Source organism: Paenibacillus sp. FSL R7-0273 (assembly GCF_000758625.1).
GTDB lineage: Bacteria > Bacillota > Bacilli > Paenibacillales > Paenibacillaceae > Paenibacillus_AQ.
Genome location: NZ_CP009283.1, coordinates 4,122,022 through 4,135,063, shown reverse-complemented (window position 1 = coordinate 4,135,063; position 13,042 = coordinate 4,122,022). Strand labels below are relative to the sequence as shown.

15 protein-coding genes are annotated in these 13,042 nt (G+C 54.1%); 12 read left to right on the top strand and 3 right to left on the bottom strand.

The window, feature by feature from the left end:
* Positions 1 to 35 precede the first annotated feature (35 nt).
* From R70723_RS17500 to R70723_RS17450, 11 genes are all read left to right on the top strand, one after another.
* Positions 36 to 851 (top strand): Fpg/Nei family DNA glycosylase, encoded by an 816-nt coding sequence (locus R70723_RS17500; protein ID WP_039873770.1) that lies wholly within the window; start codon positions 36 to 38, stop codon positions 849 to 851.
* A complete protein-coding gene (locus R70723_RS17495; protein ID WP_081957419.1) occupies positions 841 to 1,698 on the top strand; it encodes a deoxyribonuclease IV in 858 nt (285 codons plus the stop codon). The genes R70723_RS17500 and R70723_RS17495 overlap by 11 nt, the downstream gene beginning before the upstream one ends.
* Positions 1,699 to 1,703: 5 nt before the next feature.
* The gene (locus tag R70723_RS17490; RefSeq protein WP_081957585.1) at positions 1,704 to 2,054 is read left to right on the top strand and encodes a cyclic-phosphate processing receiver domain-containing protein; all 351 of its coding nucleotides are present in this window, start codon (positions 1,704 to 1,706) and stop codon (positions 2,052 to 2,054) included.
* Positions 2,051 to 2,383 (top strand): thioredoxin family protein, encoded by a 333-nt coding sequence (locus R70723_RS17485; protein WP_039873766.1) that lies wholly within the window; start codon positions 2,051 to 2,053, stop codon positions 2,381 to 2,383. The genes R70723_RS17490 and R70723_RS17485 overlap by 4 nt, the downstream gene beginning before the upstream one ends.
* Positions 2,384 to 3,160 carry an ABC transporter ATP-binding protein gene (locus R70723_RS17480; RefSeq protein ID WP_039873765.1) on the top strand — a complete coding sequence of 259 codons (777 nt, stop codon included), beginning with the start codon at positions 2,384 to 2,386 and terminating at the stop codon, positions 3,158 to 3,160.
* 1 nt (position 3,161) lies between these two features.
* Complete coding sequence (locus R70723_RS17475) at positions 3,162 to 4,229, top strand: SAM-dependent methyltransferase (protein WP_144026997.1); 1,068 nt, start codon at positions 3,162 to 3,164, stop codon at positions 4,227 to 4,229.
* A gap of 120 nt (positions 4,230 to 4,349) precedes the next feature.
* Positions 4,350 to 5,858 (top strand): serine/threonine protein kinase, encoded by a 1,509-nt coding sequence (locus R70723_RS17470; RefSeq protein WP_039873762.1) that lies wholly within the window; start codon positions 4,350 to 4,352, stop codon positions 5,856 to 5,858.
* Positions 5,859 to 5,980: 122 nt separating this feature from the next.
* A complete protein-coding gene (locus R70723_RS17465; RefSeq protein WP_039873760.1) occupies positions 5,981 to 7,534 on the top strand; it encodes an ABC-F family ATP-binding cassette domain-containing protein in 1,554 nt (517 codons plus the stop codon).
* A 79-nt stretch (positions 7,535 to 7,613) separates the two neighbouring features.
* Positions 7,614 to 8,669 (top strand): ThiF family adenylyltransferase, encoded by a 1,056-nt coding sequence (locus tag R70723_RS17460; RefSeq protein ID WP_081957418.1) that lies wholly within the window; start codon positions 7,614 to 7,616, stop codon positions 8,667 to 8,669.
* A gap of 18 nt (positions 8,670 to 8,687) precedes the next feature.
* Positions 8,688 to 8,990, top strand: coding sequence for a Dabb family protein (locus R70723_RS17455; RefSeq protein WP_039873759.1), 303 nt, complete (start codon positions 8,688 to 8,690; stop codon positions 8,988 to 8,990).
* A gap of 154 nt (positions 8,991 to 9,144) precedes the next feature.
* Complete coding sequence (locus R70723_RS17450; protein WP_052421369.1) at positions 9,145 to 9,897, top strand: response regulator transcription factor; 753 nt, start codon at positions 9,145 to 9,147, stop codon at positions 9,895 to 9,897.
* 17 nt (positions 9,898 to 9,914) lie between these two features.
* On the opposite strand, the gene R70723_RS17445 is transcribed toward R70723_RS17450, so the two are convergent.
* Both R70723_RS17445 and R70723_RS17440 read right to left on the bottom strand, forming a co-directional pair.
* On the bottom strand, positions 9,915 to 10,421 hold the full coding sequence (locus R70723_RS17445; protein ID WP_039873758.1) for a C40 family peptidase: 507 nt from the start codon (positions 10,419 to 10,421) through the stop codon (positions 9,915 to 9,917).
* A gap of 276 nt (positions 10,422 to 10,697) precedes the next feature.
* Complete coding sequence (locus tag R70723_RS17440; protein WP_039873757.1) at positions 10,698 to 11,339, bottom strand: thiamine diphosphokinase; 642 nt, start codon at positions 11,337 to 11,339, stop codon at positions 10,698 to 10,700.
* A gap of 183 nt (positions 11,340 to 11,522) precedes the next feature.
* Between R70723_RS17440 and R70723_RS17435 the strand changes: the two genes are divergently transcribed.
* Positions 11,523 to 11,987 carry a low molecular weight protein-tyrosine-phosphatase gene (locus tag R70723_RS17435; protein WP_039878942.1) on the top strand — a complete coding sequence of 155 codons (465 nt, stop codon included), beginning with the start codon at positions 11,523 to 11,525 and terminating at the stop codon, positions 11,985 to 11,987.
* A gap of 180 nt (positions 11,988 to 12,167) precedes the next feature.
* Here R70723_RS17435 and R70723_RS17430 read toward each other — a convergent pair whose 3' ends face one another.
* Entirely contained in the window at positions 12,168 to 12,899 is a 732-nt protein-coding gene (locus tag R70723_RS17430) for an alpha/beta hydrolase (RefSeq protein ID WP_039873756.1), read from the bottom strand.
* Positions 12,900 to 13,042: the final 143 nt, after the last annotated feature.

Here is a 13,042-nt window from a genome sequence, read left to right as displayed (position 1 = left end):
CGATTTTTTTACCAACCTAGAAGGGACGATGAACAATGCCGGAATTGCCGGAAATGGAGAACTACAGAAGGCTGCTCAGCCAGCATCTTATAAATGTGCCGATTACGGGAGTGACCGTAAACCGGGAGAAGACGATTAACATAGAGGCCGAGGCCTTCAAAAATGCCCTGCTTGGTGCACGCATTGTATTTGTGGAGCGCCGGGCGAAGCATATTCTGTTCCATCTGCATGACGGGCGCAGGCTGCTGCTGCATCTGATGCTGGGCGGACTGCTGTATTACGGCACTGAGGCGGAGCGTCCGGACCGAACTACCCAGGTAGAGCTGGCTTTTGGTGATAACATCCTGTATTTCATGGGACTGCGGCTGGGCTATCTGCATCTGCTGTCGGTGAAGGAGGGCGAAGCAGCGATGGGCAAGCTGGGACCGGAGCTGCTGGACCGCCGGATGACGCCCGAGCGGTTCGCTGCACTGCTGAAGGGCCGCAGGGGTGCGCTGAAGAGCCTGCTTGTGAACCAGCAGGTAATGGCGGGGATCGGCAACTGCTACGCGGATGAAATTGCTTTTGAAGCCAGGCTGCTGCCGTCAGCCCTGGTGCAGAATCTGTCCCCGGAGGCCGTTACGCGGCTGTATAACAGCGTGCGCAAGGTGCTGACAGAAGCAACGGATATCGGCGGATATATGGAAATGCCGTTTATGGCCGGTGATACGGTGACCGGCTCGTATAATGACCAGTGCAAAGTGTATGACCGTGAAGGCGAACCGTGCCTGCGCGGCGGGGGAAATATCGTCAAAATTGAGCTGTCCGGACGCAAGGTATTCTACTGCCCGGACTGCCAGCATGAAGGATAGCCCCAAAATCGGGGCTCATGTCAGCATCCGCGGCGGATACGGCCGTGCGGCCCGGTTCGCCTGGGAGAGCGGTGCGGCATGCTTTCAATATTTTCCGAAAAATCCGCGCAGCCTGAAGCTGAAGCCGCTCGATGTGCGGGATGCTGAGGATTGCGCAGCCTTTTGCCGTAAGCAGCAGATGGTATCGATTGCCCATACCCCGTATCCGACCAATCTGGCGGCCGGGACTGCCGGCGCTTCCTCAAGAAGGATTATGGTGGAGTCACTGCGCAATGATCTGGAAATCGCTGAAGCGTGCGGCTCGCTCGGTATTGTGGTTCATTTCGGGACCTTCGGCGCGCTTGAGCCGTTACAGGGCTATCAAAATATTATACAATGTATGAATGAAACGCTGGATTCCTGGGAAGGCCGGGCCAAGCTTCTGATTGAGAACCAGGCCGGCAATCACGGCAGTGAAGGCATGACGCTGGAAGAACTGGTCAAGGTCCGTGAGCTTAGCCGTTATCCTGAAAAGATCGGCTTTTGCTTCGATACCTGCCACGCCTTTGCCGCCGGGATCTGGAACCCTGAGCAGACAGCTGAGCTGCTGGGGCGGGGAACGGAGCTGGGCTATTGGCCTCACCTTGCCGCAGTGCATCTGAATGATTCCATGTTTCCCTACGCACAGCGCAGGGACAGGCATGCGGGTATCGGAGAGGGATATATCGGTGAAGACAAGCTGCGGGAGCTGCTGCTCACAGCACCGTTCCGCCGGGCTGCAGTTGCCATGGAGACTGCCAAAGGTGCTGACGGTACCCACCGCCGGGAAATCGCAGCTGTACGGAAATGGTATGAAGCGGAGGGGTAGCTGTGATTAATATATATATGGACGATTACCGCAGACGCCCGGAAGGCTTCACGCTGGCCAGAACGACAGAGGAATGCCTGCTGCTCCTGCGTGAGTGTGAGGTGGGTATCCTGTCGCTGGATTATGATATGGGACCGGGGGATTACAGCGGGGATGAGGTGGCCAGAAGGATGGTGCTGGAGGGGCTGTATCCGCGCGAAATCTATCTGCATACTTCAAGCCCCGAGGGGCGCCGGGCAATGTATGAACTGCTGTATCCTGCTGTACCCGCAGGAACGGCACTGCATAACGGGCCGCTCAGTCTTGATCAGCTTGCGGGAATAGCAGCCGGAGCTGCAGGAGAATCAGGACAATGACAATATTTAAGCAGATGAATGAACAGGAGCTGACGTTAGCGCTGGAGCAGCCGGGAGAGCCGCTGGTGGTCTTTCTGCATACGCCGCTGTGCGGCACCTGCAAAGCCGCCCGGCGTATGCTGGAGGTTGCAGCACATCTATTGCCTCCGGGCCTCCTGATTGCTGAAGCCAACGTGAACATGCTGCCCGGCATCGTCAGCCGCTACCGGATATCAAGTGTGCCTGCGCTGATGGTCTCCGGGGCTGAACGGACCGGCGGGCCGGACATTCTATATTCGATGGGCTCTGTTGAGCAGATGCTGGATTACATAAGGAGAGTGACCTCATAAATGATATCATTACAACATCTTACCCTGCGTAGAGAGCAAAGCCTGATACTTGACGATGTATCCCTGGAGATGAAGCCGGGCGAGAACTGGGTCATTCTTGGACGAAACGGCTCAGGCAAAACAACCATTCTTGAGATGATGACCGGATACCTGTTCCCGAGCAGCGGCTCGGTGGAGGTGCTCGGCTACAAATTCGGGCAATGCGATGTGCGTGAGGTGCGCAAGGAGATCGGCTATATCGGACCTTCCCTGATGGAAAAGCTGTCCCTGAGCGATCCTGTATGGGAAGTGGTGGCTACCGGTGCCTATGCTTATCTCCGGTTCTATCAGGCCATTCCGCAGCATGTGAAGGAGCGGGCAATTGCATTGCTCGAAGATATGAACCTGGGCGGACTGGCGCATCATCCGTTCGGAACCCTGTCCCAGGGTGAGCGTAAGAAGGCGATGCTGGCCAGATGCCTGATGGCCGAGCCCAAGCTGCTGATCATGGACGAGCCCTGTGCCGGTCTTGACCTGTATGAGCGCGAAAAAATGCTTGCCGAGGTAGATAAGCTGAAGCAGCACAATGTTTCGGTCGTCTATGTTACCCACCATGTGGAAGAGATCGTACCGCTCTTTACCCATGTGGCGCTGATCCGTGACGGCAAGCTGGCCGGCTCCGGCCCCAAGGAAGAAGTATTGACGAAGGAAATGATCATGGCTACATTTGATGTTCCTGTGGATGTTGAATGGGATAGCGGTCGTCCCTGGATAAAAATCAGACCTGGAGGCAATTGATTTGAACGATTTAACACAAGAAACCGGAGAGCAGGCTGCTGCTCCTGAAGAAAAAAGTCTGTCCCGCTATATTTGCACTGCCAATCACGGCTTTGCGCCCTATGCCCAGGAAGAGCTGCGCCGCCTGTTCGGGGCGGTGAAGAGCACGCTGCTCTTGCCGGGCGAGATTTTCCTCGCAACGCTGGAAGGCGCTCCTGCCGATATAGCAGGAACGCTCCACAGCAATCCGCCCGTCTTCCTGCGGCATATCCAGCCGGTGCAGTTTCAGGACCAGGGTGATCTCGCGGCCCTGGAGCGGCTGGCCGTCTACTTAAGCCGGCGCAGCGAGCTGGAGGGCGAGAAGGTATCCCTGCATGTCCGCAAGGGTACTGCTTCCTTCTGGCCGGACAGCCCGGGCGAGCTTCGCGAATGGCTGCAGGAGCGGCTGGCGGACCTGGAGGCAGACTTTACAGTACAGGAGCCTTCGTGGATCATTTCCGTCTATGCGGACGGGGATGCGCTGTATGCCGGGGTTTCCCGGCCGGAGGATAATCTGTCCAGCTGGAACGGCGGAATGATCCGCTTCCGTAAGGAGGACGGGCAGATTTCACGGGCCAAGTTCAAGCTGATGGAAGCCGAGAAGGAATTCGCAATTCCGTTCTCAAGCTTCCGCAATGCCGTGGATATTGGCGCTTCGCCAGGCGGCTGGACCTCCTTCCTGCTGGAGCGCGGCCTGAAGGTTACGGCTATCGATCCGGCGCTGATGCATGAGTCGCTCCGCAATAAGCCGAACCTGAAGATTCTGCGCAAGAATGCTGGTGAAGTCAAATTCAGCGACAATGAATTTGACCTGCTCGTCTGTGACATGAGCTGGAGCCCCAAGCTGATGGCCAAGCTTGTCACCGGTCTGCTGCACAGTCTGGCTCCGGGCGGCACGGCTGTAGTAACCGTGAAGCTGATGCACAAGAAGCCTATGGCTGTAATCAAGGAGATCATCGCCATGTTTGAAGGGGAAAGGATGCAGCTCCAGCGGGCGAAGCAGCTGTTCCATAACCGGGATGAAATAACGCTTTATATGATTAAATATTAATTAGACTAAATATCAGGATGAACAGGGAAAGCCTCCCGTTGTCTGCTCCGCCGGCCTTGTGCCGGCGGCTGCAGCGCGGGAGGCTTTCTTTTTTATAATCAGCTAAGGGGGAGATGACTGATGATTTTTGAATCAAGGCTTGCTGCGGGAACTCTTTTGGGTGGACGATACCGGATTGTACGGAAGCTCGGCTCCGGGGGGATGAGTCATGTATTTCTGGCGGAGGATATGCGGCTGCAGGGCCAGTACTGGGCAGTAAAAGAAAGCTTCGGCCTGCAGGACAGCCTCAGCGGCATAGAGGCTGAGGCTGTTCTGCTGATATCGCTTAGCCACCGGCTGCTGCCGCGGATTGCCGATTTTTTTCCGCCGGATGAGCAGGGCTGCTGTTATCTGGTCATGGATTATATCGAGGGAATGACGCTGGCGGAGTTCATGAAGGACAAGCCGGGACCGCTTGCTGCCGGGTTAATTGTATCCTATGCCTGTCAGCTGCTTGAAGTGCTGCAGTATTTGCACAGTCACCGGCCGCCGGTTATTTACCGGGATCTGAAGCCGGGGAATATTATGCTGACAGATAACGGTGAGCTGAAGCTGATTGACTTCGGCATTGCCCGGAGCTTCAGAAGCGGTGCCGGAGAGGATACGGAGAAGCTTGGGACTGCCGGCTTTGCGGCACCGGAGCAGTACGGAGGCGGGCAAAGCGGACCGGCGGCGGATTTGTATGGTCTGGGCGCCCTGCTGCTGTATATGGCCTCGGGCGGAAAGTACAGCCGCTGGGAGCCCGGAATGGAAGGTAGTCTGCCCGGATTGCCTGACTGCCTGATTCCGGTCATCCGCAGGCTGCTGCGGTATCATCCCGAAGAGCGGTTCCAAAGCGCAGAGGCTGTATTGGAGGCTCTTCAGCCATTGCATGAGCTGGCGGGCCAAGCCCGTCGTGTACGGGGTGCGGCCCCTGTGGTATCCGCCAGGCGCCAGCCCGTTGTTATTACTCTGCTTGGAGTAGCCGCAGGTCTTGGTACGACTCATACCTCACTTGCAGCCTGCTGCGGTTTGGCGCGGCAGGGTGAGACGGCATGGATTGGCCTGAGTCCGGATTCACCGGTGTATGAAGTGATCAGCAGCCAGCTGGATAATCCGCCGGAATCAGCAGAAGCAGGTGCTGCAGAGCTGCCTTTGAGGTGGAACAACATCGACTTCTGGCAGACTCCGGCCCGGGACGGCCTGGCCAAGCTGTATGACAGGAACTATAAATATATTGTTGCAGACCTCGGTACAGGCGGTTATGACGGGGCGTTTGAGGTGTTTGCAGACAGTGATATTCCACTGCTAGTTGCGTCAGGGGCAGACTGGCGGCTGGAGGATACGCTGCGCTGGCTTCGCCGCAGCGGACTGCGGCCTGATAACGGCATACGCATTTGCCTGCCGCTTGCAAGCCGAAGAGCGGCAGCATTGCTTGCGTCGATTCTGGGCGGACAGGCTAAGGTGTACAGTCTCCCGGTTCAGGAGAACCCATTTCAGCGTAACGGCAGGCTGGTTCACACGCTGGAGCAGCTGCTGAGCGGTACCGGCATGCTGGCCGATTCTGCAAAACGCAGCAGTTTGTTTCAGAAAAAAAGCCGGGACAGGTAAAACCCTATTCCGGCACAGCGCATACATGTGCTAAAATGGTCGTTATATGTACAGACAGACTGTTCCTCATGCTAAGCATCATAGGAATTAGACAGAAATAGATAGGAGCTTAACGAGAATTTATGAGTTTACTTACTGTAGAAGACGTTTCCCATAACTTTGGTGACCGACAGCTGTTCAAGGATGTGTCCTTCCGCCTGCTGGACGGCGAGCATGTCGGATTTGTGGGGGCGAACGGCGCCGGCAAATCGACGCTGATGAATATTTTAACCGGAACCCTGCTTAAGGACAGCGGAAAAGTAGAATGGACACCACGGGTCCGGTATGGTTATCTTGATCAGCATACGAAGCTTTCTCCGGGAAAGACGGTCCGCGATGTGCTTAAGGATGCTTTTCTGCCGCTGCTGGAGCTGGAGAAGGAAATGCTGGCGATTACCGACAAGATGGGCGAGGCCTCACCTGAGGAGCTTGAGCTGCTGCTGGAGCAGATGGGAGAAATCCAGGAGCAGCTGGATATCGGCGATTTTTATCTGATCGATGTTAAAGTGGAGGAAATGGGCAACGGTCTCGGCCTCTCGGCGATCGGACTGGACCGTGATGTCGCTTCCCTGAGCGGGGGACAGCGGACCAAGGTGCTGCTGGCGAAGCTGCTGCTTGAGAAACCGACCGTGCTGCTGCTGGATGAGCCTACCAACTATCTGGATGTTGAGCATATCGACTGGCTGACCAACTACCTGAAGCAGTATCCTTATGCTTTTATGCTGATTTCCCATGATACCGAATTTATGAACAAGGTTGTTAATGTGGTTTATCATCTGGAATTCGGCAAGCTGACCCGTTATACGGCTAATTATGAGAAGTTTCTGGATATGGCTGAAATGAACAAAACCCAGCATATTGAAGCTTATGAGAAGCAGCGTGAATACATCAAGAAGCAGGAGGAGTTTATCCAGAAAAATAAAGCGCGTGCCTCGACCTCAGGCCGGGCCAAAAGCCGTGAGAAGCAGCTCGACCGCATAGAGCGGATTGACCGTCCGGAGGAAGCAGCCAAGCCGAGCTTCTCCTTTAAGGAGAGCCGGTCCAGCGGCAAAACGGTATTTGAAGGCATTGACTTCGAAATCGGCTATGACCGCCCGCTGCTGCCGAAGCTGAGCATGACGATTGAGCGCGGAGACAAAATTGCGATCGTCGGCAGCAACGGTGTAGGTAAATCCACGCTGCTGAAGACGATTTTGGGTGTAATCCCGCCATACAGCGGCAAAACCTATCTCGGGGATTACCTCAATTCCGCGTACTTCCAGCAGGAGGTTAAGGCTGCCAATGTTACGCCGATTGATGATGTCTGGAATGAATTCTCCAGTCTTACCCAGAATGAAGTGCGCGGCCATCTGGCCCGCTGCGGTCTGAAAAACGAGCATATTACCCGCCCGCTGAGCATGCTGAGCGGCGGAGAGCAGGCCAAGGTGCGCCTGTGCAAGCTGATGATGCGTGAGAGCAACTGGATTCTGTTCGATGAGCCGACCAATCACCTTGATATCATTGCCAAGGCTGAGCTGAAGCGCGCCCTGCAGGAATATAAAGGCACGGTTCTTCTTGTCTCCCATGAACCGGAATTCTATGAGGATTGGGTAACGAAAACATGGAATGTAGAACAGTGGTCTGCGCAGAAGGTATAGACTAATTTCAGAATCCGGGTACAAGCAGCCTTGAGAGGCTGCTGTTTCCCGGATTTTCAATATAGGGGGCTGTTCAGGAATGAATGACAGTGATAATATCCAAATAACCGGTCGGAACGGCCGCTATTCCCGGCAGGTCCGGTTCGTGCCGTTCGGAGCTGACGGACAAGCAGGGCTTGCCGCGGCAAGTGTCCTGATTGTGGGAGCGGGTGCACTGGGCACCGGCATGGCCGAGACGCTGGCCCGGTGCGGTGTGGGCCGGCTGATTCTGGCTGACCGGGATTATGTGGAGTGGAGCAACCTTCAGCGGCAGCAGCTGTATACCGAAGAAGATGCCCGCCTGCGGATTCCCAAGGCTGAGGCGGCCAAGGCCAGGCTGGAGCAGATTAATTCGGAGATCCGTATCGAAGCTCACATTATGGATGTGCGGGCGGAAGAGCTGGAGCGCCTGCTGCCACATGTGGATCTGATTATGGATGGTACAGATAACTTTGATACCCGCCTGATCATCAATGATATGGCTCAGAAGCATGGTATCCCCTGGATATACGGCGCTTGTGTCGGCAGCTATGGAATCACCTACACTATCATTCCCGGAGAGACGCCGTGTTTGAATTGCCTGCTGGGTACCGTTCCTTTGGGTGGAGACACCTGTGACACTGCAGGGATTCTGCCGCAGGCGGTTCAGCTGGTTACAGCCAACGCGACCGCAGAGGCGCTCAAGCTGCTTGGCGGCCGGCGCGAACAGCTGCGCGGCAGGCTGCTGAGCTTTGATGTGTGGCGCAATGAGCATCAGGAAATCGGAGTGAAGGCGGCTAAGAAAGAGGACTGCCCGTCCTGCGGAAGCCATGCTGTCTATCCTTATCTGACTGCAGCGAATACGGAGCGCAGCGATGTGCTGTGCGGCAGGGATACTGTGCAGATCCGTCCGGCGCAGCGCCGTCAGCTTGATCTGCAGGAGACGGCCGCAAGGCTTGCGAAGCTTGGGAGCGGCAGAGTGGAGAGCAATCCGTTTCTCGTCTCTTTCACGGAGGAGCCTTACCGGCTGGTGATTTTTGCCGACGGGCGGGCATTGATTCATGGAACCAGTGATATTGCTGCCGCGCGCAGTGTGTATCACAGGTATTTTGGCTAAGAAAGGGGACAGATAGCAATGGATACAGGAACGATCAGGCATATGGCGCTCTTTACCTTGAAATATCCCGCTGAGTCACAGGAGGCGCTGGCCTTTTTGAAGGATGGGGAGGAGATTCTGAGTGCAATTCCCGTTGTGCGCCAATTTGAGGCGCTGCGCCAGATAAGCAGCAAGTGTGACTATGATTATTGCTTCTCGATGGAGTTTGCAGGCCAGGTAGAATATGATGCCTATAACAACGATCCGGCCCACCGGGCATTTGTTGCACAGCGTTGGGAGACTGAGGTTGCGAAGTTTCAGGAGATCGATCTCCGGGTTTAGCCGGGCCGGTATCCTGCTGGCTTAGGAAGCTCTTAATAAAACAGCTGGAAAGACCCTTCCTGCGGAATGGTCTTTTTGCTTTGTGGAGATTCTACATTTTATCTGCAGCGGAATTACAGCTCTGCAAGGCCGAATGGATGCGGGGGAACAACCGATGAATGAGATCATTGCCTGGTTTACGGCAAACCATACACCTTACGACGCCGGAAGCGCCGGGGACCCCCTGCCGCAGGCAGAAGCGCACCGTCAGATGGAGGAGCTGCTCAGTGAGCTCGGGCTCCAGACGGCAATAAGCGAAGATCCCGGGGATCTTCGCTTATTGCTGGACAGGGTGCGGCCAGTGCTTCTGCTTGCGGAAATCAGCGATGCCGGGGCATGGCCGGGGTGGGATATCATATCGGAGTACCGGTCACAGGGGGTTTTTATACCAGTGATGGTGATATCAGCCGAAGGGGGAAGCGAGGAGGCCGTAGCTGTATTTGAAGCGGGCGGAAACGAGTATATGAAGCGGCCGCTGCATGCCGGAGAATTCAGATGCAGAGTGATGAATCTGCTGTGGCTCACCGGCCGGCGCCGGGGGCTGGAGGCCCTGATCAAAATTGACGGCCTGATGCTGGATTCCAGCCGGCGTCTGGTCAGCCGGGATGGAGTCCAGATCAACCTGACCCCTAAGGAATTTGACCTTCTTCATTACCTTGCCGTCCATCAGGGAGAGGTCAGCCCGCGCGAAGAGATTCTAAAGCATGTCTGGGGCTACCATTTTCATGCGGATACCAATGTTGTAGATGTCTATATCAGACACATCCGCTTGAAAGTGGATAAAGGCCACCGGAGCAAGCTGATTCATACAGTTCGCGGTACCGGTTATATGCTGAAGGCGCCTGAGGGCAGCCCTGCGGGACATTAGCTAAATAATCAGAATGTCTACAGCACGCGGCGCGCCTTCAGGTAGGTCTTTTTCCAGTTGCCTGAATTCAGGTCGGAAATGGTAACACCCGGTGAGCCGTAGGTGTGCAGGATTTTACCGTTGCCGGCATAAACCGCTACATGGGTAACATTTTTACCGTTGGCTCTGCTGCCGCTGGAGAAGAATACGAGGTCACCGACACGCAGATTGGATTTGGAGACCGCTTTTCCGACCTTGGACTGTGCTACAGAGGTACGCGGCAGGTTAACGCCATATTTGGCAAAAATATATTTGGTAAAGGATGAGCAGTCGAAAGATTTAGTAGTTGAAGTGGATGCGCCGAACTTATAACGGGTACCCAGGTATTTTTTGCCCAGGTTAACTATGCTTTGTCCGGTCGATGCCTTTACAGAAGCTGCAGCAACAGGTGCTGTTCCGGCTCCGGTCGCCATAAGAGTACTAAAGCCGATTGCAGTACACATCCCCACGACAACCGCCTGTTTAAACCATTGATGCTTTTTCATGTTGTAATACCTCCCAGGATTATATCTCTCTTGCATTGTTCTTCCTCTGTTTCGTAGTATAGCAGTTTATCTTAGGCCTATATTTTTCCATAACTGTCTTAAAATCAAGCCGGGCACGGGTTGTAAACGTTTTATTAAAAAAACATTAAAAGTTACAAAAAATTAATAATTAGAGTCCAAACCAGCAGGAAAAAACCGGGGACCCCTTATGGATAAAGGAGATTCCCGGTTTTTCACTTTTGAAACAAAGGTTACAACGATGTCTCCAAGTATGTATCAATCCTTGCTCTGAATGATCAGCAGCAGTCCGCTTTCAATGGTAACCGTACCGGTCTCTTCCAGCAGGCGGTTGCTGACAGCGAGGGATTGGCCCAGCTTAAGCGTTGCATTTTCAAGCGGATACTGGAAGCCCTGCAAGGTAATTCCCGTTACCTCTGGTGTCATCGGAAGCAGGGAGACATAGGTAAAGCCCCGTTCATGAACCAGCGACTGGGAGCCGGTGAGTGTAATGTAATTGTTAGAGTCCATCACAGAACAGCTTACCTGACGCTGCAGTGCCCGGGTCATCATCTGGATGCTGGCCAGCGTATGGTCCATTCTTGTGCCAGTAACCCCCATCAGCAAAATGTATTCAGGCCGGGTGTTTAGCGCCAGGTCGAGCGCCAGCTCACTGTCGGTCAAATCCTTGTCCACCGGGTCGCACGTAACAGTCTCCCTGCTGCCTGCCCTGATCCGCTCCAGCGCCTCCTGAGTGACAGAATCGAAATCACCTACTGCTATATCAGGTGTGATGCCGTGCTCAACAAGAAACAAGGCCCCGCTGTCGGCTCCGATTATAAAATCCTCTTCATCAATATGGCGCAAAAAGTCTGCGGACAGCTCGCCGCCGGCGAAGATAACCACGCGATTGGATGGCAATGTAATCTCCTCCCTCTATTGGTGTTATAGTTCGTCATCCTCCACAAAGTATAAAGCAATCCCAAAAGTTGTACAATTGCAGCCGCTGACGCTAAAATGGATATAGCGGGTTTCTTCTATATAAGAATAGAACAGAACCCGCAACCTGATAACATCGTCAGAGGCTGCCGGGAGGTGAGAGAAATCGTAAACGTATTATTCGTATGTCTGGGCAATATTTGCCGTTCGCCGATGGCGGAGGCGGTTCTCCGCAGCAAAATTGCGCAGCGCGGCCTGCAGGAGTCCATTAAGGTGGATTCAGCGGGAACAGGTGACTGGCATATCGGTAAAGAACCCCATGAGGGGACACGGCGTATTCTCGATCAGTATGGGATCAGCTATGCGGATATGACAGCACGTCTAGTGAACAGCAGTGATTTTGACAGCTTTCAGTATATCGTCTGTATGGATGATTCAAATGTAGTAAATGTCCGTAAGGTTCCCGGAGGAGAGAAGGCGGAGCTGCTGACTTTTATGGATCTGCTTCCGGATGAGGAGCTGCGTGAGGTGCCTGATCCTTATTTCACAGGGAATTTCGAGCAGGTCTATGGTCTTATGGATGCCGGCTGTGATGTGCTGCTGGACAAGATTGTTTCGGAAAAGCTGTAGCCGGCCAGCAGGCGGGCGGAGGCAGTGTGCAAGTTATGTGCAAGCAAGTTTAACCGGTAACCGTCCTTGGCCAAAAAAAGAGGACGGGCACCGTGTGCCCGCCTCAGGATGGAAGCGCAATCAATCTGTATCTATACATAAGCCGGCTGATCGTTCACCGTTTCGTCATTTTATGCTGTTTCATGGGGTTAAGAAATAGAGTAATGATTCTGGGAGCTCTTTTTGCCAAAAACCCCAAAGATGCTTTCCGTCCTTCTCACGGTAGGAGACGGTGGCACCGCGGGCTTCCAGCAGCGCCTTTGTATCCCGGTTCATCTGTACAAAATCATATACGCCGGTGTCTGTCTGATAATCCGTCTCCTGCAGGCCTACCACCATATTGATGTTAAGCCAGGAGAGGTCATCCTCGAGGGCAATAAGATCACGGGATTCCGGATAATATGCTCCGGACAGGCTCAGCACACGGTTGAACAGGCCGGGATAGGCGAGGGCAAGATGCAGCGAGACACTGCCGCCCAGTGAGTCTCCGGCGATAATCCGCTGATCGGGGGTGCGGCGGACCGGATAATTATGTTCAATGAAGGGAATAATTTCTTCGGCGAAGCAGGCTAGATACTGCTTGAACCGGCTGCCGAAGGGAGCGTATTCCTGCGTCCGGACGGCCACGTTCACCTCAACGCCTACAATAATGAACGGCTCAATGTCTTCCTCTATAATGAGCTGTCCGGCGAGGGTGGCGATTCGGCCGAAATTAAAGAATTCTTCGCCGTCCTGGCAATAAATTACCGGATAGCTGAGTACTTCATTGTAGCCCGGGGGAAGATAAATGCGAAGCTTGCGTTCCTCCTGCAGCTGTTCACTCCAAAGGGTTTGCTTAACGATTGTACGTTTCAGAAAAACAGGTTCACTCATCGCTGAATCGTCACCTTTCTTGTCGAATTTTGCATTACACATGCGGTTACGTTAAAATTACCCAAGCGGCAAATGTATCAAAGATCATTTACTAGCTTGAAAAAAACAAATCTGTTATAGGATATTCAAATCCCTGTTATACA